Origin of the sequence: Sporosarcina aquimarina, from assembly GCF_023715615.1 — a bacterium.
In the GTDB taxonomy this organism is placed as follows: Bacteria; Bacillota; Bacilli; order Bacillales_A; family Planococcaceae; genus Sporosarcina; species Sporosarcina aquimarina_A.
In genome coordinates this window covers 575,396-599,116 of record NZ_JAMBOM010000001.1, presented here as the reverse complement: position 1 = coordinate 599,116, position 23,721 = coordinate 575,396, and the positions used below count along the sequence as shown (strand labels likewise).

General features: G+C 42.5%; 16 protein-coding genes, 1 pseudogene and 1 other annotated feature. Of the genes and pseudogenes, 4 read left to right on the top strand and 13 right to left on the bottom strand.

What is annotated here, in order from left to right; genetic code table 11:
• Positions 1–28 precede the first annotated feature (28 nt).
• The 3 genes from ilvN to ilvD form a co-directional block, all read right to left on the bottom strand.
• A complete protein-coding gene (gene ilvN / locus M3197_RS02620; protein ID WP_251658450.1) occupies positions 29–544 on the bottom strand; it encodes an acetolactate synthase small subunit in 516 nt (171 codons plus the stop codon).
• Positions 541–2,229: an acetolactate synthase large subunit gene (gene ilvB / locus M3197_RS02615; protein ID WP_251660058.1), complete on the bottom strand. Its 1,689-nt coding sequence runs from the start codon at positions 2,227–2,229 to the stop codon at positions 541–543. Before ilvB ends, ilvN begins: the two co-directional genes overlap by 4 nt.
• 162 nt (positions 2,230–2,391) lie before the next feature.
• Positions 2,392–2,627: a binding site (T-box leader), on the bottom strand.
• Between the two features lie 3 nt (positions 2,628–2,630).
• Positions 2,631–4,298 (bottom strand): dihydroxy-acid dehydratase, encoded by a 1,668-nt coding sequence (gene ilvD / locus M3197_RS02610; RefSeq protein ID WP_251658449.1) that lies wholly within the window; start codon positions 4,296–4,298, stop codon positions 2,631–2,633.
• 458 nt (positions 4,299–4,756) lie between these two features.
• Here ilvD and sda point away from each other — a divergent pair, with 458 nt between their 5' ends.
• Positions 4,757–4,924 (top strand): sporulation histidine kinase inhibitor Sda, encoded by a 168-nt coding sequence (gene sda / locus M3197_RS02605; protein ID WP_251658448.1) that lies wholly within the window; start codon positions 4,757–4,759, stop codon positions 4,922–4,924.
• A gap of 219 nt (positions 4,925–5,143) precedes the next feature.
• Here sda and M3197_RS02600 read toward each other — a convergent pair whose 3' ends face one another.
• Positions 5,144–6,829: a methyl-accepting chemotaxis protein gene (locus M3197_RS02600; protein ID WP_251658447.1), complete on the bottom strand. Its 1,686-nt coding sequence runs from the start codon at positions 6,827–6,829 to the stop codon at positions 5,144–5,146.
• A 549-nt stretch (positions 6,830–7,378) separates the two neighbouring features.
• Between M3197_RS02600 and M3197_RS02595 the strand changes: the two are divergent.
• Positions 7,379–7,583: pseudogene (locus M3197_RS02595) on the top strand (transposase); the annotation flags it as partial.
• A 367-nt stretch (positions 7,584–7,950) separates the two neighbouring features.
• Here M3197_RS02595 and M3197_RS02590 read toward each other — a convergent pair.
• Positions 7,951–10,305 carry a bifunctional 2',3'-cyclic-nucleotide 2'-phosphodiesterase/3'-nucleotidase gene (locus M3197_RS02590; RefSeq protein WP_251658446.1) on the bottom strand — a complete coding sequence of 785 codons (2,355 nt, stop codon included), beginning with the start codon at positions 10,303–10,305 and terminating at the stop codon, positions 7,951–7,953.
• A gap of 168 nt (positions 10,306–10,473) precedes the next feature.
• Positions 10,474–12,837, bottom strand: a complete 2,364-nt coding sequence (locus M3197_RS02585; protein WP_251658445.1) for a bifunctional 2',3'-cyclic-nucleotide 2'-phosphodiesterase/3'-nucleotidase — start codon at positions 12,835–12,837, stop codon at positions 10,474–10,476.
• A gap of 203 nt (positions 12,838–13,040) precedes the next feature.
• Between M3197_RS02585 and M3197_RS02580 the strand changes: the two genes are divergently transcribed.
• Positions 13,041–14,090 carry an acyl-CoA dehydrogenase family protein gene (locus tag M3197_RS02580; protein ID WP_251658444.1) on the top strand — a complete coding sequence of 350 codons (1,050 nt, stop codon included), beginning with the start codon at positions 13,041–13,043 and terminating at the stop codon, positions 14,088–14,090.
• 251 nt (positions 14,091–14,341) lie between these two features.
• Here the strand turns inward: M3197_RS02580 and M3197_RS02575 are convergent, their stop codons facing one another.
• From M3197_RS02575 to M3197_RS02545, 7 genes are all read right to left on the bottom strand, one after another.
• Complete coding sequence (locus M3197_RS02575; RefSeq protein WP_251658443.1) at positions 14,342–14,899, bottom strand: hypothetical protein; 558 nt, start codon at positions 14,897–14,899, stop codon at positions 14,342–14,344.
• Positions 14,900–14,930: 31 nt separating this feature from the next.
• Positions 14,931–18,521 (bottom strand): DUF8508 domain-containing protein, encoded by a 3,591-nt coding sequence (locus M3197_RS02570; protein ID WP_251658442.1) that lies wholly within the window; start codon positions 18,519–18,521, stop codon positions 14,931–14,933.
• Between the two features lie 251 nt (positions 18,522–18,772).
• On the bottom strand, positions 18,773–19,330 hold the full coding sequence (locus tag M3197_RS02565) for a DUF488 domain-containing protein (RefSeq protein WP_251658441.1): 558 nt from the start codon (positions 19,328–19,330) through the stop codon (positions 18,773–18,775).
• An 87-nt stretch (positions 19,331–19,417) separates the two neighbouring features.
• Complete coding sequence (locus M3197_RS02560; protein WP_251658440.1) at positions 19,418–19,882, bottom strand: NUDIX hydrolase; 465 nt, start codon at positions 19,880–19,882, stop codon at positions 19,418–19,420.
• 55 nt (positions 19,883–19,937) lie between these two features.
• The gene (locus M3197_RS02555; RefSeq protein WP_251658439.1) at positions 19,938–20,477 is read right to left on the bottom strand and encodes a GNAT family N-acetyltransferase; all 540 of its coding nucleotides are present in this window, start codon (positions 20,475–20,477) and stop codon (positions 19,938–19,940) included.
• A gap of 46 nt (positions 20,478–20,523) precedes the next feature.
• On the bottom strand, positions 20,524–20,916 hold the full coding sequence (locus tag M3197_RS02550; protein WP_251658438.1) for a hypothetical protein: 393 nt from the start codon (positions 20,914–20,916) through the stop codon (positions 20,524–20,526).
• 93 nt (positions 20,917–21,009) lie between these two features.
• Positions 21,010–21,921 (bottom strand): NERD domain-containing protein, encoded by a 912-nt coding sequence (locus M3197_RS02545; protein ID WP_251658437.1) that lies wholly within the window; start codon positions 21,919–21,921, stop codon positions 21,010–21,012.
• Positions 21,922–22,266: 345 nt separating this feature from the next.
• Between M3197_RS02545 and M3197_RS02540 the strand changes: the two genes are divergently transcribed.
• Positions 22,267–23,637, top strand: a complete 1,371-nt coding sequence (locus tag M3197_RS02540; protein ID WP_251658436.1) for a PepSY-associated TM helix domain-containing protein — start codon at positions 22,267–22,269, stop codon at positions 23,635–23,637.
• The last annotated feature ends 84 nt before the right edge of the window (positions 23,638–23,721 follow it).

The following is a 23,721-nucleotide window of genomic DNA, read 5'->3' as shown; positions in this document are numbered from 1 at the left end:
GAAGTGTAAATCAACCCCGTCCATCAAGTTATTTCAAAATCGATAGCAGTGGAGATGAAGCTTTTTGAACTTCCCGGACGAACGCTGCCGTACCTGTTCGTGTAAGCTCCTTGATGCCATATGGCTTCAGCAAGTCGATGAACGCGTCGATTTTTTCCGGATTTCCCGTCACTTGATACGTCACAATGTTCTTTCCGGAATCGACAACCGTCGCCCGGAATGGTTCAACCAGGCTGTTCATCTCCCCCCTTGCATGTGGCGGAGACGTTACTTTCACTAAAGCCAACTCCCGAAGCACAATTGACTTGTCGGTAATATCATTCACCTTGATGACATCGATTTGCTTTTGCAATTGCTTGACTAGCTGCTCGATTTTCCGTTCATCCTCCACATGGACAATGAAGGTCATCTTCGACATACCTGTTTGTTCCGTGTGACCCACTGTAATACTTTCAATGTTAAATTGCCGTTTCATGAGCAACCCAGTGACCCGATTTAGCACGCCACTTTGGTTGATAACTGTTACTGTGATAACTCGTTTCATGGCGCACTCACTCCAATCATTTCTTGAATTCCTTTACCCGGTGCCACCATTGGATTGACGTTTTCCATTCGTTTCACTCGACAGTCGATCAAAACGGGCTCATCTGATAACAAAGCTTCCGTAAATACTGTTTCCGCTTCTGCCATGCTTTTAATTCGGTAGCCTTTCAAATCATAGGCTTCTGCGAGCTTCACAAAATCCGGTTGGATTGGGATTAATGATTGTGAATAGCGTTCTTCGAAAAACGTTTGCTGCCACTGCCTCACCATTCCGAGTGCTTCGTTATTCAAAATCACAACTTTCACTGGAATTCGTAGTTCTTGCAGTAGCGACAATTCTTGTGCCGTCATTTGGAAGCCACCGTCACCAACAACTGCAATTACTCGTGCATCTGGTTTTGCGAGTTGCGCACCGATTGCTGCCGGGAATCCGAAGCCCATTGTTCCTAGTCCGCCTGAAGTGACCCAGCGATCTGCATGATTGAGTCTATAATACTGAGCGGTCCACATTTGGTGCTGTCCAACATCCGTTGTCACAATCGCATTTCCTTCGGTAATTTTATGAATCAGCTCCAATGCTTGTTGCGGAAGGAGATGATCCGGATCTTCCTCATACCAAAGTGGGAAGTTTTTTGTCAGACTTTCGAGTTTTGTTAACCAAACTTCCGTGTCTGGCTTGCATGCAGGATGCTCCAATAGTGCAAGTAACGCTTCTTTTGCATCAGCTACAATCGGAATTGCCGTTGGAACATTTTTTCCGATTTCCGCTGGATCGATGTCGATGTGAACGACAGTAGCATTCTGTGCAAAGCGTTTTAGATTACCTGTCAATCGATCATCAAACCTAGCACCGATATTGATGAGTACATCACATTCACTAATCGCCATGTTTGAGGTGTACGTACCATGCATACCTGCCATACCGAGGAAGAGTTCATGATCTCCCGAAATACTGCCTAAACCGAGCAGCGTGTTCACAATGGGAATCCGATTCACTTCAGCGAATTCCTTCAGTTCTTCTGTCGCTTTAGCGTGAAGTACACCAGCTCCCGCTAAAATCACAGGCTTTTTCGCTTGTTTGACTAGTGCAATTGTTTTTTGAATTTGCAGGTAATTCGGATGAACAGTAGGCTGATAACCAGGCAAATAAAGTTCAGTTGGAGCTTCTGGGATGTTTTCTGCAGAAGCTGTGGCGATGTCTTTTGGAATATCCACAACGACGGGTCCCGGTCTACCAGTCGATGCAATATGGAAGGCTTCTTTAATGATACGGGGCAGATCTTCCACACAACTAACTTGGTAGTTGTGTTTCGTAATCGGCTGTGTGATTCCAATAATATCCGCTTCTTGGAAAGCATCTGTTCCAATGACGCTGCTTGCGACTTGGCCAGTAAACACAACGAGTGGAATGGAATCCATCATGGCATCTGTAATGCCTGTGACAAGGTTAGTTGCACCTGGTCCTGATGTAGCAATCACAACACCTGGATTACCAGAAACTCGAGCATACCCTTCAGCAGCATGGATCGCTCCTTGTTCATGGCGGGCTAAAATGTGTTGAATCGGATTTTGATACAGTGCATCGTAAATCGGGAGCACTGCACCACCTGGATATCCAAAAATGATTTCCACTTGTTGTTCTTTCAAGGACCGAATCAACACATCCGATCCATTAGATGGCCGCATTGGAGCGGCATCGTTCTCACTAACTTCAGGTGCCGTTTTCACTTGCAATTCCGTACTCATTTGCATCTCTCCTTGTCATCATCTATCTATATAATGGCTTTATAGGAAATCTAGTTATCATCAATATAAAAAGCCTTTTCTCCCCGCGCAAAAAATTATTGCGCAAGGGATGAAAAAGCTTTCATGGTACCACCCTTGTTCGCGGTAACGTTCACCGCCTCATGGACGCGACTGAATCGCATCCTTTTACATAACGGGCACAACTTGCCCGAAATAGCCTACTTAGTTCAGCTATTCACTCCGAGGCGATATCGCGTTGGCTGCATTACCGGTTTTCAGCACCACCGGCTCTCTGGGAATGCAGGATCCAAACACTTTTACCTCATCATCGAGTTCATCTATTAGATTTTCATAACTCCGCCTGTACTGGCGGATGTAACTAATTTGGAATAACGGGCAAGATACCCTTTTTTGATTTTTGGTTCAAATGGTTTCAATTGGCTTTTGCGTTTGGCAAGTTCAGCTTCATCAACTTCCAATTCGATAGTTCGATTGATTAAGTCTATTTCTATGATATCTCCATTGTTCACAAGTGCGATTGGACCACCTTCAGCTGCTTCTGGAGAAATGTGCCCGATGGAAATGCCTCGGGATGCTCCTGAGAAACGACCGTCCGTGATGAGAGCGACTTTTGTTCCAAGTCCTCGACCGGCAATCGCTGCAGTTGGTGCAAGCATTTCAGGCATTCCAGGTCCGCCCTTTGGGCCTTCGTAACGAATGACCACGACATGACCTTCTTGTACAGTACCATCGTCAATCCCTTCTTGAGCAGCTTCCTGAGATTCAAAGACAATGGCTTCACCTCTGAACTCTTTGATAGAAGGATCGACCGCTCCGACTTTAATGACGCCGCCATCGGGTGCGATATTTCCAAATAGAACGGAAAGACCTCCAACCGGACTATAGGCATTCTCTTTATGACGAATCACTTGATCATTCTTAATGTACCGGTCTTTCACATTTTCATAGAGTGACTTTCCGGTGATGGTCATTCGATCTGGATGTACCGCTCCTTCAATTTCGCAAAGCTCTTTTATAATGGCGCTGACGCCACCTGCCAGATGGACGTCGTGCATTGTATAATCGGATGCCGGACTGATTTTTGATAAATACGGAATCCGTTTAGCGACTTCATTAATATCACGGACATCGTACTCGATTTCAGCTTCGTGTGCGATTGCTAATGTATGAAGGACCGTGTTTGTAGATCCGCCCATCGCCATATCAAGTGCAAACGCATCGTCAATTGTTTCTTTTGTAATAATATCTCTCGGTTTAATGTCTTCTTTTACCATTCTTACGAGATGTTGTGCCGCTTCTTTGATGAGTCGGTGACGTTCATCGGAAGTTGCGATAATCGTACCATTGTCCGGCACGGTGACCCCAAGCATTTCCATGAGAGAGTTCATCGAATTGGCGGTAAACATTCCTGAACAGCTACCACAAGTTGGACATGCACTTTGTTCAATATCAAGCAGTTCTTCAGCAGTCATAGTTCCTTGTTTGTAAGAGCCAACTCCTTCAAACACGGATACGAGGGATAACGGCTTGCCGTCTGTTGAAGTCCCGCCTTCCATTGGACCTCCTGAGACGAATACTGAAGGCACATTCGTACGAACTGCCGCCATCAGCATTCCTGGTGTGATTTTGTCACAGTTTGGGATGTAGAATACACCATCAAACCAGTGTGCGTTAATAACTGTTTCCGCTGAGTCGGCTATGAGTTCACGACTTGGCAACGAATACCGCATACCGATATGCCCCATCGCAATTCCGTCATCAACACCAATTGTATTAAACTCGAATGGAATGCCTCCTGCTTCACGGATCGCTTCTTTTACGACTTCCGCAAATTTGTTTAAGTGCATATGACCAGGAATGATATCAATGTATGAGTTACATACTCCAATGAATGGTTTCTCCATATCTCTCGATCGCACGCCTGTCGCATACAGTAGACTTCGATGCGGTGCACGATCGACACCTTTCTTTATCATGTCACTTCTCATAGAACTCACTCCTCACAATGCACCAACGGGTGGACGATAATTTCAGTAACCAGGTAGTTGAAATAACCTTTCTCTGAAGTAGATTGTTGTTATCATATAGCGAAAGAAATAAAGAGTCAACCATGTTTTTGAAATTATTTTTCAATTTAGAATATATAGTGAAAATGTATACGCTTACAATGCTTTAACCACGCGATATATTGCACATCGCACTTTTTTTATAAAATTTTTGAACAACTGCTAGCAATAAATCAAAAAATCTTTCGACAAAATTCGCACCGTCCACAAGTGTGCATAACTTTTTCCACGTTATCCCCTTGAATGCGATAGACTTAACAACTCCTATGAACAGCTTGTCCACATTTTATCCACTTATGATTGTGGATAATCGAACGGTTGTTCTTTTTTTAGTTATCTGATAAGTTAGAACCAAGCCGCTTTCCTCGTACTTGGGGAAATTGAATAATACAATGCTGGAAGAAGGTGTCGTGTTTGTGAACAAACTCCCCGATGATCTGCTCATCATATCTTATGTAAAAGCCTTGGAACTAGAACTAAGTGCTGAGTTTATTAACTTACTGAAGTGTGAAGTGAATAAACGTAGTTTACTTTGTTTCATCCATTAACTAATCGCAATAGCCAAACCATTTTAAGGAAAGCGGCGTTCTCATGTCCCTATACCAACGTAAGATCAGCTGTTCAAATGAGCAGCTGATTTTTCGTGCCTGATAATAGGAACAGTGGTTTGTAGAAATCGTTCACCATGAATTAAGCAAGTGACTCCGTCTGATGCAAAAAAAAGTCCTCTCGGCAGCTTATGCTGACGAAAGAACTTCCATTTCTAATTATACTGTAAACTGATGAATCATTTCCTGTAGGTCTACCGCTTTGTTGCTAAGATCTTGGGCCACTGCATTGATTTCTTCAATTGTTGCCAATTGCTCTTCCATCGCCAAAGCGTTCTGTTCTGTTTGTGCGGAGGCACTCGTAGCTTGACCTGATATTTCATTAACAGAGGCTGATACTTCTTCAGCACTTGCAGAAATCTGCTCAGTTGCTGCGGAGATTTCAGCAATCTGACCGGACATAACCTGAACAGCTTTTACAATCTCCAAGAATGTAAGACCCGCATTTTCAATGACATGAACACCTTGTTCCACATTCACCATACTTTCAGAGACTGATTGTTCGACGTTCTTTGTATCCGTCTGAATTGCCATCGTCAACTCTACAATCTGACTCGCGGACTTCTTCGATTCCTCTGCCAGTTTGCGTACTTCATCTGCGACAACAGCAAATCCTTTTCCATGTTCACCGGCGCGTGCTGCTTCAATTGCAGCATTAAGAGCTAGCAAGTTGGTTTGTTCCGTAATGCTAGTAATGACATTCGTAATGTTTTCAATCTCTTCAGTCTGACGGCTCAACCGCTGGATCAGCTCTGAAGTCTGATTGGATGAATTATAAATAATGTCCATTTGCTCTTTAGCGGTTTCAATCGTTTGACCACTTTCCGTAGCGATATGCATGGTTTTTTCAGCACTGTCGTTTAATTGTGTTGCTGATTCTGCAATTCGTTGGACACCTACTGCCGTTTCTTCCATTACAATTGAACTCTCACTTGCAGCAGATGCTGACAATCTTGCTCCTTGTGCAACAGAATCAATGGATTTCGCCATCTCTTCAGAGGATTGAGATACCTCATACGTACTTGCAGACAACTCTTCTGCAGAAGCTGTCAAATGCAGAGCGTTGTCATTCACCCCACCAATAAGGGTTCGAAGACTTTGTTTCATTCCATTAAATGAATTTGCAAGATCTTTCAGTTCATCTTTGGATTTCAAATGAATGTCATCATCTGATAAGTTTCCAGCTGCCACAACAGATACCGCTTTCGATAGACGAATCACCGGCTTTGAAATACTGCGAGTAATGGTTGTTGAAATGATTGCAGCTAGAACTAATGAGATAATGCTTGCCACAAGCAAACCAAGTTTTGCATTGTTAGCAGTATTGAGTGCATTCTTATTTCCGATCTCTAAATGTTCATTTTGATACGTAGTCATTTCTGTTAAGTTTGCTCTTATACCATCATTTATAGGGCTCATTTGTGAATCCATCAATTGTATTGCACTTTCTACATCATTCGATTTTTTCAATTTAATGACATCTTGTGATACTGCGTAAAATTCTGCATTTAATTTTTCTATTTCTTCTATCAATCCTTTCATTTTATCAGATTGGGCAAGTTGACGAATCCCTGCGATAGATTGGGTGATGCTTTCATAATGCTCGTCGAATTTATCCAAATCATCCTGTTTCCCCAGCAACAAATACGAGCGTATGTATACACCTTCTAGACCGCTCTCTGCCTGTATATTTTTTGCGAGTATAGTTTGTGCAACACGACTTTCTAGCAAAAAGTTATATTCATCTTCAATTTTAGCTATTTGATTAAAACTAAATAATGATGAAAGTAGAATAACAACGATAAGTACACCAAATCCTCCATACAACTTTTTTCCAATTGACATAGGCCATCTCTCATTTCTAGTAAGTAGTAAAAGCATACTTATACTTTCGGTGCATGATTTCGATTGTTTATATTTAAAGTAACAGATTTTCATATTAATTTTCATTTTAAAATTATTTCAGAATAACTTACCTCTGAATTGCATATTTTTTTACTAATTTACGCAAAAAAAGAGACGCAATGAAAACGTCTCCCAGACTGTAGACAAACTCCAGAGATCACGGGTGGGGGTTGCCTACAGTCTTTTTCTTTTACAATTGTATTAACTAGGAAAAGTTGATTTCCGCTGCGAGCGGACGCTTTCCGAGGGGCTTGCTCTCAGCCAATCGAACGACGGAGAGTTCGATTTGCCATATTTTAGCGAACTTGGCTGAAATTAAGGCAGCACTCATCTCCCTCGCTTTGCTCAGTCCAGGGTCTTCAAGCTTCGCTGATCCCTCCGGAGTCGCCGCTCTCCGCTACAATCAACAGAATCTCCCAACTATTAAATGAGGTGATGGAAATACTTACAATCGAACAGTTAGTCCCGCAAGACCATCTAGTCCGTAAATTAGATGCAGCAGAAGACTTGAGACACCATTATGAAATCAAAGAAATATACGGGAAACGCAAAGAGACGGTTGCACGAGTCTTTGCCGACACCAAAGAGAAGCATGGTATGCGAAGGACAACCCTGAGTCGACAAAAAAATGTCTATGCAGGCGATGCTTACTTTCGCTGCTCTAAATCTGACGAAACTTGCCAGCTGGATATGAAGCCCACCAGTGAGGGAAGATGCACATACATATGGAATGTCCTCCTGTGCGACATCTAGTTGCTTGGAGAGCAGGGCGGCGACTCCTGGGGAATTAGCGCAGCGCGAAGACCCCGCAGGAAAAGCCGTAACGAAGAACGGGTTTTGCGAGCATAAGCACTAGCGTTGGGAGCACATCTTTGCTTTCAAAGCGACGAGGAGGCTGAGGGCTAGCCCCCTGGAAAGCGTCCGTCCCGAAACGGAAATCAACGGCTCTTGACCAGTTGCAGATTTATACTCTCAAAGACAAAGGGTTGGAAATCATATCGATTTCTACCCCTTTTGTCTACATTCTGAGAGACGCAATGAATGCGTCTCCTTAAACGTTCTTATTTCAATTCATACTTTCCATAACCTTCTTTAGTTGGTTGGATGTACTTAATACGAGTGTCATCACCGATATGTTCTTTACCTTTTATTGAGGTTTCAAAAATCATTTTTGCACCTTTTACAGGCTGAATTGACCAGTTGTTGTCTACATAAGGCTCAATTTGATCGATTGTTTCTAAATACTCAATAACGGCTTCCCGGTTCTCATCTTGATAGAAGATGATCTCTTTTGCATCCCTTACACCAGGGAAGTTTCCGCTACCGCGATAGTTATTTGTTACGACAACGAACTCTTGATTGGGATCGATCGGTTGATGTTTATATTGCAAGTTACGAATTCGGGTCGCGGTTTCATTTACAAGCTTTCCTTCTTTGCTATCATACTTCGCAGGCTGTGTAATATCGATTTCATAGGTCAGTCCATCAATTACGTCAAAGTTGTAAGAACGGTGGTTTTCATTCACAATATTCTGCTCTTCTGTCTTTGTAGGATCTACTTGGTTGAATGCACCTGAAGACATCTCGAGCCATTCTTTGATGTTCTTACCTGTAAGAACAACCGCAGCGACCGTATTATCATAGACATACAAGTCCGCTAAGTTTTTAATAGACACATCACCAGCTGGGATATCTGTATAATAATCCGGTCCGTAACGTCCCCCGAACTTTAATGGCGATCCTGCAGATAAAATCGGAAGTTTCTCATACTCGGTTCCTTTAATCTTATCCTCAACGTAGTGTTTTTGTGCTTCCGTTAGAATTTGAATTGATGAATCGTCTCTAATGAGACCAAAATAACTTGTAAGTGGAGCAGTTGTTTTAGAAACAGGAGTACGAATGTAATCTAATGTTTCTTTATGGACTTCTTTCACTGCGTCTACCACTTTTTGATTCACCTTGTCAGAGTCTTTATGAACTTCACGTACGGATCCTTTACCGGAAACAACTATCCATTCGCCATTTTCCATTTTTAATTGGTAGTCCAATAATCCAAGGTGACTACCAAAACGGTTTGGCATAACAACTGGAGTACCATTCAGTGTACCTGCTTCTGAGTTCACATTTTTCACGTCTGTGAAATCGCCAGGGAAAAGTGCATGGTTATGACCTGTCAATATACCATCCACACCTTCAAGTGCAGAAATCTGCCAGGTGACATCATCTTCTCCATTGTCGTGAACATCATCACCTATTCCTGAGTGAGCAATAACGAATACGACGTCAGCACCTTCCTTTTGTACTTGTGGTAAGAACTTTTCTACAGTATCCACACCATCTTCGACTTTGACTTTCCCTTTTAAATTCGATCCATCCCAACGCATAATTCCAGGAGCAACTACTCCAATTACGCCCACTTTCAAAGTATGCTTGACCCCTTTAGAATCCGACACTTCCTTGTCCAGAATGACGTAAGGTGTAAAGCGGTTTTTGCCTGTGGTTTCATCATAAATGTTTGCATTCAGAACTGGGAATTCCGCACCTTTAATAACATTGTCCAAGTAATCCAAACCAAAGTTAAATTCATGATTTCCTAGTGACATCACATCATAGTTAAGGGCATTCAATCCGGCTACAGAAGGATGTACTTCCCCTTTTTGGAGCGGCTTTTCCTTCACTTTGTAACTGCCGAGTGGCGTCCCTTGAATCAGATCCCCGTTATCGAACAGCAACGTGTTTTCAACTTCTTCCCGAGCTTCGTCGATAAGAACTCCTGTTTTCGCAAGGCCATAGTCTTGAATTACTTTGTCTTGATAATAATCATAGTTCATGAGGTTCGTATGAATATCCGTCGTCCCCATAATACGAAGTGCTACAGTCGCCTCTTCAGGATGCGGCTGACTAACTTGTACCAGTCGATTCACTATTGCTCGCATCTCATTTTTCATAACTGCCTGTTTCGGTTTTGCTGTTCCATCTGAATAGCCTTTCATAAGACCGAGTCCGATGCTTTTCGCCATTTCAGGACGCAATGAAGCACCGAATTCTCGCTTGTCCTTAAACTTATTCAGCAAACTCATCGGATACGTTTTGTCTGTATTCGCTGCACGTGCTGAAATCACAAATGCCTGCTCTCGTGTCAATGTACCATTTGTGTCGAACACCGTAGTCGATCGTCCATAAACAAGGCTTGCTTTTACTGCGGCTTCAACATAGGGTGCAAGTTGTATATCTACGTCTTTAAATTTGAGCGTTGAACCGTCACTTAGCGGAAGATTAAGCGCTCTCACAACTTGTTGGATAAATTCTCCTCTTGTGGCCTCGTTTGACTTTGCAGCATTTGCTTTCTGTGGGATCACTAAGCTTCCAACAGTTAACAATACGATAAGAAAACTAACCCCGACTTTTTTAAGCAAATTTTCCATCCCCCTTTTACTGTGTAATGTTTACCCGATTTAATCGTTCTGTATTTTTCTGACACTCCTATTAACTTACATAGAATAACGAATAAAGAAACTGTTTTCCTGCATCAGAACAACACTAGAAAAAAAGAGACGCAACGAGCACGTCTCTTTCTCTAGTTCTTATTTCAATTCATACTTCGCATATCCATCTTTTGTTGGTCCAACGTACTTGATGCGAGTATCATTACCAAGATGTTGTTTACCCTTTTCAGATGTTTCAAAGATCATGTTTGCTCCATCCACTGATTGAATGGACCAGTTGTCGTCTGCAGAAGGGTCGATTGGATCTACAGCTTTCATGTAGTCTACAACTGCTTCACGGTTTTCGTATTGGTAAGAAAGCGTATCTGTCGCGTTACGTACTCCCGGGAATTCCCCACTTGCACGATAGTTGTTAGTTACTACGATAAACTTCTGTTTCGGATCAATTGGCTTTCCGTCAAACATAAGATTTTTCACTCGGCTTGCGCCTTCGTTGACGACTTTACCTGCACCGTCATATTTGTTTGGTTGAGTCACGTCATACTCATATGTGACTCCATCAATCACGTCAAACAGGTAGGAACGATAGTTTTCATTTAACACGTTTTGTTCTCCAGATTTTTTCGGGTCAATCTGATTGAACTGACCACCTGACATTTCAAGCCATTCCTTAACATCGGCTCCTGTCATGACCAGTCCTGTAATCGTGTTGTCAAACACATATAGATCAGCCATGTTTTTAATGGCAATATCTCCAGCCGGGATATCTGTGTAGTAATCAGACCCGTATCTACCGCCAGCTTTGAACGGTGCACCTACTGACAGAATTGGTAAGTCTGCATACTCTGTACCCGGAATCTGTGATGCTACATAACGTTTTTGTGCTTCTGTAACAATTTGAATTGATGGATCATCTTTCACAAGCGCGAAATAGCTTGTAATTGGTGCCGTTGTTTTAGAAACCGGTGTGCGGATATACTCAAGTGTACCTTCATGAGCTTCCTTGACTGCATCCATGACACCTTGGTTGATTTCTTCTGAATCTTTGTGAACAGCGCGGAGTGAACCTTTTCCGGAGATGACTTTCCACTTGCCATTTTCCATTTTCAATTCATAATCGAGTAAACCAAGGTGGCTACCGAACTTACCTGGCATCACGACAGGTGTTCCATTCAAAAGACCCTCATCTTGATTAGCATTTTTCACATCTGCGAAGTCTCCAGGGAACAAAGCATGGTTGTGACCGGTTAGAACACCGTCAACGCCATCAATATTAGAGACCTGCCATGTAATGTCATCTTCGCCTTTTTCGTGCACTTCATCACCAATACCTGAGTGCGCGATGACGAATACAAGATCCGCTCCTGCTTTTTGAACTTCTGGCAAGAACTTTTCTACAGTTTCCACACCATCTTCCACAGTTACTTTACCTTTAAGTACTGCGCCATCCCAGCGAAGGATACCTGGTGCAACGACTCCGATAACGCCGACTTTCAATGTATGTTTTTCACCTTTAGAGTCTGTTACTTCTTTATCCATTACAATGTAAGGATTGTAGCGGTTTTTACCTGTTTTCGCATCGTAAACGTTCGCGTTAATAACAGGGAATTTAGACTTATCAATCACTTGGTCTAGATATTCCAGTCCATAGTTAAACTCGTGGTTTCCTAGAGACATAACATCATAGTCAAGTGCTTGCATCGCTGCAAATGCAGGGTGTACTTCCCCCTTTTCCAACGGATCTACACTCACTTTATATGTACCGAGTGGATTTCCTTGGATTAAATCTCCATTGTCAAACATAAGCGTATTTTTGGATTCAGCTCGTGCTTCATCTACCAACACACCTACTTTTGTAAGTCCATAATCTTCTACCTTAGTATCCTGATAATAGTCATAGTTTACGAGGTTCATGTGAAGATCCGTCGTCCCCATTACACGTAGGGATACAGTTGCTTCGTCAGTACCAGGGTACTCTTGACTTATTTTTACTAAACGATTAACGATTGCACGCATCTCATTTTTCATCACTGCTTGTTTCGGTTTTGCTGTGTGATCTGAATAGCCTTTCATCAGACCTAAACCGATGCTTTTTGCCATTTCTGGACGCAACGAAGCACCGAAGTCACGCTTGTCCTTAAAACGGTCAAGGAGGCTCATCGGATAAGTTTTATCTGTTTTTGCGGCGCGTGCTGAAATGACAAACGCCTGTTCACGAGTGAGTGAACCTTTAGTGTCGAACTTTGTAGCTGAACGACCGTGAACCAGACCTGCTTTCACTGCAGCTTCAACATAAGGAGCTAACTGTTTGTCCACATCTTTAAATGTAAGTGTGGAACCGTCGCTCGTAGGTAAATTAAGAGCTTGCACAACCGATTTGACGAATTCTCCTCTAGTTGCCTCACCTGACTTAGCAGCGCTTGCACCTTGAGGTATAATCAAACTACCTAAGGTCAGCAAAACGACAAGAAAGCCAAAGGCGATTCTTTTAAGCAAAGACATTCATATCTCCCTCTCACCATTTAGTTTTCGTACTAGTCAAACATACCATATATTTCAGGTAGTTCCAATGTCTTCTGACGTTAAAGTTAAAACTTTGCAATCCTTTACTTTGTTGTCATATAGGGAATTGAAGAGGAAGCAAGACTCATGTTTGGATTATTGATCTCATGTCTCACTTTTACCGATTAGAAAGGATGATAATTATGTTATCTGAAGATCTCTCAAAGATTATTCGCAGTGCTTCGACAGAAATCGAGAAGACTGGCACATTGCCAAACGACTTATTACAAGTTGCTTACGAGCAACAATTATTTAAGCTGTTTTTGCCGAAAGAGTTAGGGGGTCGGGCACTATCATTACCTGATGCTGCCCATGAATTTAGAGATGCTTCGTTCGAGGACGGTTCGTTTGGTTGGCTGACAACCATCGGATCTGGAGGTAACTTATTTCTTGAAAATATGACAGAAGAACAAGCGAAAGAACTGTATTTACCAGCAAACGCTGTGATTGCAGGAAGTGGGTATGCAACCGGCGAAGCACATGCTGAAGAGAACGGATATCGCGTTTCCGGTAAGTGGCGTTATTGCAGCGGCGCACCGTACGCTTCCATGTTTACAGCGAATACGATTATCTGGCGTGACGGTGAGGAAACTGATGAAATGCGGGCATGTATATTCATGCCAGAACAAGTCGAGATCCTGGAAGATTGGAATGCGATCGGACTGAAAGGAACAGGAAGCCACACAATCCGTGTGAAAGATGCATTCATACCACACGATCGAACCTTTTCAGTAGTTGAAACTCAGAACACACTCGGTCTACCTGTTCATTCGTTCCCATTCGTTCAATTTTCACAAGTCTCATTTGCGGCTGTTTGTCTTGGACTGGGCGCCCGCTTTTTGGAAGAAGCACAACAGCTTATAGATCAAGCCAAGTCTCGCTGGACTGCAGAAAAGATTGCTGGAACAGTGCGTTTACTAGAAGAACAACAGGAACGTTTCAATCGTGCTGAGCAACTCTTCCACAGTACAGTGGAACAGTGCTGGGAAAAGCATCTGAATGGTTCCCTTGACGTCCATGTACTTGATCAACTTTCAGCTATATGCATGGAGAGTTCAGACATCGCAACGGATTGTGCGGTCCTGTTGTTCCGCCGACTAGGAATGCAGGCTGTGATGGAAACTTCTCCTGTAAATCGTGCGTTTCGTGATTTGTGGACAGCCGGGCAACATGGATTTTTGAATCGTTCTTAACTACTTTCTACAAGCAGTCTTTCATTATTCGAAAGGCTGCATTTTTGTGCGCTGAATTGTGTCCGGTTATCGAGAAACTCTTCTATGTGTCGGAGAAATCGTTCTATGTGTCGGACAAACACCGTGATGTGATTGGAAATTCGTCCCAAGTGTACGACATTCAACCAACTATGTCGGACAACAGACTACCCAGTCTCAAAATGGATGACACCTCCCTGAATAAGCGAAGCGTTACCAATTAATTCCTTTGCTCACTTGAATTGTGTCCCGTTATCGAGAAACTCTGCTATGTGTCGGAGAATTCGTTCTATGTGTCGGACAAACGCCATGATGTGATCGGCAATTCGTCCCAAGTGTCCGACAATCAACCAGCTTTGTCGGACAACAGACTGCCCTGTATTAAAATAGATGACACCTACCTGAATAAGCGTAGCGTTACCAATTAATCCCTTTGCGCACTTGAACTGTGTCCGGTTATCGAGAAACTCCGCTATGTGTCGGAGAATTCGTCCTATGTGTCGGACAAACGCTGTGATGTTATCGGACATTCGTCCCAAGTGTCCGACATTCAACCAACTCTGTCCGACAACAGACTGCCCTGTCTCAAAATGGATGACACCTTCCTGAACAAGCGAAGCGTTACCAATTAATCCCTTTGCGCACCTGAACTGTGTCCGGTTATCGAGAAACTCTGCTATGTGTCGGAGAATTCGTTCTATGTGTCGGACAAACGCCGTGATGTGATTGAGTATCCAACCCGTATGATCAACAATCACTCCTAACTGTCCGACAACACAAAAGGACGACACCCAGGGGCGTCGTCCTCTCCTCAAAACCTATTCAGCTCGCCACACCATTCCATGGCCATTGAATGCCAGGCTTAGTAAGTTTGCGACCAAAACGGTCATAAAACTCAACATTTTCAGCACTTGCACCGTTCACATAACTAATCTTCATAACATTCTCGGCTCCAAAGATTCGAAGTGGATTTGTCCCATCCACAACGACATTTCCTTGAACTGTCCACTTTGTATCGACAGTTAAGCCTTTTTCAGAAGGTTTCAAAATCAGTTTGTTATTGGCAAAGCCCAGCCCGCTTAAAATTGCATACTGGCCAGTTAACGTAATGCCATTCGATACGCGCGAGCGATAATCCATTGTAATGGAAGATCCTTTCGCATCGACCGTTAAACTTGGCTTCTTATAGTTCAATAAGAAGTAATACTTTGTAACTGGAACCTTCTCCCACTCAAATGGATCAGGATCGCTCTTTGTTTTCAGCGCTAGTTGCACTAAGATTGGATCATGGTCACTTGCGCGGCCCGCCATGTCTGTATAATCTGCATTGATATGCAACATATCGATTTCAGAAGCATCTGCTAGATTGTTCGATACGAGTACATGGTCAAGCACTTGAGAATTTCCTTGATAAACGTACGAATAGCGATCCGATTCTTCGACTTTATTCACAAGATTCGTCATGAGTTCACCTTCGTGAATCTTGAGCGCATCTGTAAATTGGAAGTCGTTGAAATCTCCCAGAGACACAACATTTGCATCAGGGTTTTTCGACTTCACATCTTCAATGAAGTTATACACAATTTGTGCAATCTGTTTACGCTGAATCTCACTCTTATACACAGGTGGCTGTACTGCTCCAAACAATGGTGTGTCTCCACCTTTCGAATTCCAGTGGTTTGCAATGACGATGACATCTTCACCTTGGAACGTAAATTCTGCTGCAAGAGGCTTTCGGCTACTATTGAACGCTGCATTTGTCGGATCAATCCTTCCTGGATTCACCGTCAAACCACCATTTTCGTACCCAACCGCTGTCACTGCATCCCCGTGAGGTGCTCCTGTTTTCATTGAAACGCGATCAGGATTATACAAGAATCCTACACGGATATTGGCATTCGGCTGTCCACCATCTTGGTTATTCAAGGGATCGATGTTGACATACTCATACTTCACTCCGCCCGCATCTACAATTGCTTGAATCAGACGTTCGTAACTTTGATTGGCTTCGGGTCCGCCCGCATCAGGACCGTTATTGTCTTGAACTTCAGTAACACCAACAATATCAGGACTTTGCATGTCCACAGCGAAAGCACGCGCTAGCTTCTTCGCTTTATCCGCAGAAGTCGTTTTCATATTGTTTGAGAAGTTCTCTAAGTTGTACGATGCTATGGTTAATTTTTCGTTGTCCTTCACAATCGTTGTTTTTTCTGGAACTGCTTTACCCTTTACAAACTTCGCCTGCATATCTTCCAGTCCCACATAAATCTTATAGTTTTGGAATGAATATCCGACCACTCCAACGATAGGTCCTTTAAACTGGTCACCTGTCGCGACTTCAAAGTCACGTGCAGCGCCATTCGGCTCTAATCGGAATTGGACCAAGTCTGCATTTGGAGCGTCTTTCTTCAATAGCACGCCTCCGTTTTTCGTATCTGTTTTACGAGACGCTAACACAGTTGCCAAATCACCATGCTGTTGGGGTCCAACTGCTTTCACATTGCCTACTTCAACGAGCATCGCTTCACGACTTTCCCAGAAATCGCCTGCATATTTAACCGGATCAAATTCTTTTAAACCTTCACTGAGAATTTGTTCTTTAGGTAAATTTGATTCATCGATAACAAATGGCGTAGGAAGTTCAACATTGCTGTCTACAACCGTTACCACACCACCACGATCTTCACGAACGTTAATTTGCGTCGTTTTCAAATCGGTCTGCTGACGATCGGAGTAACCGTCAATCGCATACTCACTCACTTGTCCACTGACGGAAACGAGATCACCTTTCTTCAAGTTCCATGCATCACGTCCACTGTATAAAACAACCGCTTCTGAAGTGTTCAAATCGCCATCACGCTTATTATCTGGCGTTTGAATGTGATAATACGTCGATCCTTGCAGTTCGTATTTATACGTAACAATCCCTTGCACACCATCAACGACTTGTCCTACAAATGGTGACTCATGGCCAGCCCCTTGAATGTCATGGATTTGCAGTGCATCTGTAATTGTATAGTCAAACGTTTGAACAGCACTTATCCGTCCATCATCCGTTTTAGCTACAGCTTTCAACTGAACGTTATCGGTAATCTTCAACGGGTTTGCATACGTTGCGCCATTCTTTATCGGATCTGTGCCATCCAGTGTGTATAAAATTTCTGCATCGACTGTTCCAGATGTCAACGTCACGTCCACACTTTCAACAAATGTTCCGCTTCCTGGATTAGCAACAACTGGCTGGACCACTGTGGAATCTGCAATAACATCTGTTGGACCACGTGGAATCACCTGATAGACATCGTCAAATTGCTGAACAATACCTGTAATCGAGTCATACGTCATACCTGCTTGCAATCCAAGGCTGTCTTTTTCATCGCGAACCGTAAATTCAGTACCATCTGTAGCAATGAAGTTTGCCCAACCTGGACCTGCTTCTTTATCAGAAAGCGTCACATTATTCACTGTGACAAGTTGTGATTCAACCTCTTCACCGATCGCTGCTCCTGTTACTGTTTTTGCAGTCAGCTCTGTCCCCTTAACCTTTTCAACAACTGCAGCTTCGTCCAATTGTAATAATCCTCGATAGTCAACAATCTTCCCAGTCACCGTCACTTCATCCCCAACATTTACGTCTAAACTCGTTGGACGAACAGCGATGCCTCCAGTTTCATCTTGAATTGAAATTGTATTTTTTAGCTTTGCCGCGACAATCCCTTTTACTGTCGTTTTTTCTCCAGCTGGCAATGCACGTGCATCTTTTATGGACACAACTTCTACAGGTACTTCAGGCTCTTCGGGATCCGTTGAACCTGATCCATCCAATACATGGGAACCTAAATTCGAAAACGTATCTTTCGGATAAACCGTCCACTCTTTCGTTCGGTCAAATGGATCATCAATGACTCCATCACCTTTTGTAACGTCCGTATTTCGAACGAGTGTTACATCCGTCCCCCAATTATCTCGAGCACCGACTTGTCCAAAGGAGTCGATTGCAGTGTTCCCTTTTTTCAACACGATGGCATCATCGCCATTAAAATTTGTTACACTCCCAATTTCCATATCGGCCTTGGCTTTAAGATCGGCTGAAGCTTGGTTATGCACAATAACATACGTTTTTCCATCTTCGAGTGTACCCGTCAATTCCTGTTTATTCGTCGGCGCAACCGCTCCATTTGCATAGAGTTCAACAGAATAGCCACTCAAGTCAATTGCAGCACCTGTCCCGTTGTACAGTTCAATCGCCTTATTGAATCCAGACCCTTCCACATATTCAGAAATGAGTAAATCGGTTGCTTTTACAGCCGGTGATTCTACTGCATACACCGGAACAGCTGGAGCTACCAAACCCGCCACAAGCGTTGTTGCCATTAATGAGTTCAACCATTTCTTCCCCGTTCGACCGTGCATTGCCTCACACTCCTCGTTGGAATGAATTCTCACAATAGATAAACTAGCTAACTATTTTAAGAATCCTAGTTTCAATTCAAGAGTACCACTCCCGTGTAATAGCGACTATGCGTCTTTGTAGGAGTATTCATAGTTTTCGTGTGAGCGGGAAGTTCTATTTTTCAGAAAAAAAATAATCTAGGTATTTGGGCACGCAAAAAAACACAGTCTTCGTGAAAGACTGTTAGAGATAAATAGTTTTCTTTCAACAGTTAGTAATTAGTTACATCTGGATAGACTACCGTTTTATCCTCCTCGACAATCGGCATTGCTCCCCACTTTCCTAGTATATGGGGAACCAACTCTCCTGTACCATCGCTTTTCGGAACAATATGAAATACATCCCAATCATGAACCACAAGCCAGTTACTAATAATCAACCGATGACAGCGTGCGGGATGTCTTTCCGAGCAGCAATACGCTGTACGTTTTTCAGAAGCAATGTCAGTCAATCTCTTTAAACCATCTCGATAGCAATTCGACAATGTATAATCAGCGTAGTTGTGAAAGGATTGGTTTTGCCACCCCTCATTTAACAAAGGAGAGACAAGTTGGGATGACTGTCGTCTGCCGCCAAGTTCTTCAATATGTGTATAGTCGATTCCCGATTCATGTAACCATTCGGCCATTTTATCTTTCGCGAACCATGGGAATTTCCGACTGCCTGGGAACGCCCGTACATCAACGAGTTTTTCAATCCTAGCTTGTTTCAAGAGACTAATGAATTCTTCTTTCGTGTGTGAATAGTGTCCGATCGTATAAATGTTCATACGTGTCATCCTTTTTAAGCGTTTCTTATTCAACTGCCCTCGCGGAAGACGGTTGAAACCTTAAAGGCAGTTAAAATGAAAGAATAGTTACCGGATAACTGGTAGCTTTGCCCCTCTAGCCCAGTCTAAGATAAAAGATTTCTGTCTCAAGTTTAGGTTATCAGGTAAATTATTTGGAGCAAAGAAACGATGTTTCCTACTTTCCTCACCTTTTTGAAGCAATACACCCGAAATTGAATGGGCACTAAAAATCACCTGGACACTATAGACTTGGTCTCCATTCCTGTATTCGGCATAGCAATCTTCTCCCGAATAGATACCAAATAACTCCAGCTGATCGACAGACAATCCCGTTTCTTCAAGCGCTTCACGTTTTGCAGTCTCCTCAAACGTTTCTCCCAGCTCCATGACGCCCCCAGGAATACACCAGCTGTCTTCATCAGACCGATGCTGTAATAAAAGTAGGTCATTCTGAACAATCATCACTCCGCATCCAACAGTAAAGAGCGTTTCGTGTCCAATCAACTTGCGCATATTTTGTATGTAATCCAATGATTCTCCTCCTTAAAATGCCAGTTAGGACTTCTTGATAATCTTGCTGACGGCATCATTCACCGTCTACCACATACTCCATCAGCCAGCAATCTCTATATTGCCCTTCGTGCCACTCGCGCTCAGGTAGCAATTTCACTTTTTGAAAACCACACTTTTCATAGCAACGAATCGCCCGTTCATTCCACGTCTGAGGATCCAACACGATACGGGTTGCTTGTTTTTCCCGAATTATCCTCTCAACCGTTAAGTTAACGAGGTCCGTTCCAAGCCCTCTGTCCCAAAACTCAGTCTCTCCAATGAACTGATCCATTCCAAAGATGGCATCCTCTAGGTTTCTATAACCATAGAGTTCCCTTTCTTCCTCCCCAATTGGGTAAAACTGAATGTACCCAATCGGGGTATCCTCGTAAATAATGATACATCTCGTTTCCTCCAGATTTTCATCAAAGAAGGATGCTTTAACTTTTGACAGAGTAAAAGAATTATCACGTCCTTCATAATATCGAAGCACTTGTGGATCTGTTAGCCATTTCAATAATAAATACTTATCTTCTTCCATCAATTCGCGAAGCTCAATTGAATGTTTTTTCATCAGAAATCCTTCTTTCCTTGAAATTAGCGAATTAAAACGGATAAATCTAGCCTTCAGCTAGCAGCAAATACTTCTGCAATTCCCCTTCCACTTCGGCGAGTAGGTACAATCCACCTTCATTCGTTGAATAGATCATGGAACCAATAGGTAACTTTGAAGCTGTACCATCTTGAAAGTCTTTTGGGTTTTGGGCATTTTCAGCATTTTCAGCAATTTCACCAAGCAATTCATTCTTAGTAAGCTCCAATTCTTGGACCCAATCTACGTCTGCCTTGTAGATAGAACCTTCCCATTGAAAGATGTCAGCATCTGGGTCAAGTCTTAACGTCTCACCTGCGTCTGGAGGTTTGCTAGAGGATTCAGTGATTGTCCCTGATTCCGAGGTGCAGCTCGTTAAAACTAGAACACTAAATACAATTCCAACTACAAGAAGTCTCATTGGTAACTCCCCCTTTGTTGGAGTAGACTCGTTAATACAATAAATGTTACAGATACCATAGATGAAATTCTTAAGCAGAAGAACTCACCTTGATCACGCTTCAGTTTTCAAAGTAAATCGACACTTAGGATATGCACTACAGCCCGTGAATTCTCCAAACCTGCCTTTGCGTTGTACGAGTTCACTCGCACAACGTGGACAACTGCCCAACGTTTCTGTTGAGTTCCTCAGATTTACTTGTTTCTTAATCTTTACCTGATTGAGTTCATTGATTCTATCCTTCTTCTGCTTTGACTTTGCAGTAACTATTTGTCGCGGCTTCTGTTCTCTCTTCTTGCTTTTAACAGACTGGAGATGTTCCTTCTTCACTTTCCGTTTTTCTTGTTTATCAGTCATCCGCAATTTTTCAAGCGACTGGTTCATGTGACTGAGTTCTATTTCGGTAAACACGGTTTCGTGATAGGTTTTAATGACATGATTCAGCTCATGAATTTGAATAACATCTGCAGTTTCAAATGGCTCCTTAAATTTGAAAGTTGCATCACTTGAAAACGAAATGATTGAATGTACTTCCAATTCTTCCTTATGTAAATAACCTTTGAGTGACTGTATATGTCCGTAGTTTTGCCAAATCGGATTGTACATACGTTCCTTGCGCTTGTAAATCACTTGCGTCCAATTTTTCTGTCGTTCACTACCGTATATCCAACCGCTGTAGTGCTTCGTCTCAATGACAAACACTCCGTAATGCGATAGCACGATGTGATCCACTTGAGTGTATCCCCCCTCCCCATTTGGTACATATATGTCTGAAAAAATACGATATTCGTCACCAAGCTTTGCGAGTTTTCGATTCACCTGCCACTCACCTACCGCCCCTCGGATAGCGGGACGTTTGATCCGATACACGACTCGTAAAAGCAGTAGGCCAATTAACACATAAAATAACGGTGACTTGGTATACATCCATATACCAGTTAATATCCCTTCATAAAACCCAGACATAATACTCCCCCTCTTTCTATTGCAAAACGATTTTGTTCACGACTCTAGTAATTGTGATATATTTCCATTAATTCAATCATAATACTTTACTAAAGAAAGTCCACACAAAAAGCGGACTATCCTACATATTTTGTTAGGAGAAAAAATTTGAATTTTTTTGTATCTGTTCTTTTTTAGTTCACAATTGAATGTTATAAACGTCTAGGTGTCTATTGCAGAAGCAATCATACGTTTTTTCTCAAACACTTTTGGACAGCCTATCATAAGGCTGAAAATAGTGGATTGAATAGTAAATGGATGCGTTAGCTTCTAAAATGATAACAAAATGAGAGAGGAGGGAACGAGATGAAAAAAGGGATGTATAATCGATTTTGGCGGTGGCACTTTTTCGGTGCATTGTTCATGGCACCACTTCTCATTACGCTGACGCTGAGCGGGATTGGTTACTTGTTTTATAACAATGTAGAAAACGTGGCATACAAAGATTTCTTTTTTGGCAACAGTGAAGAAACGTATCAATTAACAATTGACGAAGGAATTTCTCTAGTAAAGCATGAAAATGAAGGATTTGAAGTAGCCAAGATTATGATTATGGATGAACCATATAATACGAGACTTACTTTGTCCTCTGACTCCGGCGAAGAGAAGTATGTATTTTTAGATGAACATAACGAAATTGTCGGCTCACAAAACCCAAAGTATACGTACGCAAACATTCTGAGAAACATCCATAGTTCACTCTTTGTTGGTGGAACCATCGTGAATTACTTAGTCGAATTAGCTGCATGCTGGGCAATTTTCTTATTATTTACTGGACTTTATATGACATTCAAAAGTCGTGCACTAACGAAACCTAAGAAACCGACTCCTCGCTTAAAACTTAAAAGGATCCATGCACTCATCGGGACAATCATTACGATTCCAATGATTCTCATCATTTTCACAGGTCTTCCTTGGTCTGCGTTTATGGGGAACTTTATCTACACAGCATCACAAGAACACCCCACCATCGGAACGCCATTGCTCCAACAACAACCGCCAACTTCCGATATGAGCGAAATTCCATGGGCGACTCGGAAACAAGAAGCGCCTGAATCCGAAAAGCCTGATCCACACGCGAATCATGGAGGTCATGGTAAAATGCCTGGAATGGATATGGGGAATGATGGCATTCTAGTCGAAAAACTCTTGTGGAAAGCAAGAGACGCTGGAATCTCAAAACCGTATTCTATTGTGTATCCTTTTTCGGAACATGGAGTATTCACGGTATCTAAAGGAAGTAATACCGGTGTCACTGGATTAGACGTCAGTCCTGCAGAAGAAATGACTGCTTATTTCGACCAATACAGTGGAGATTTAATTTCCAAAGTGGGTTATGAAGATTATGGAATTTTGGCAAAATGGTTTACATGGGGAATTCCATTGCATGAAGGTCACTTGTTCGGATGGCCCAATAAAATCATTAACTTAGTTGTCTGTCTCGCGTTTTTATCTCTAATTTTCTACGGATTTAAAATGTGGCTGTCAAGAAAACGTAAAGGGAGTCTTTCGTCTCCTCCTAAAACAACGAGCGGGATTTCCATCGGGTTTATTGTGTTAATGGTGATTTTAGGACTCATTATGCCTCTATTTGGAATTTCTTTGATAGTTGTCCTGATCATTGAAGGGGTCTTGTACTTCATTAATAAAAAAGTAAATACTTCCAACTCAAACTGATCACATTAGGATTAAAATAAAAAAGAGGAAGCCTCTCCACTTGGAGTCGGTTTCCTCTTTTTGTACCTACATTACTCCGTTACT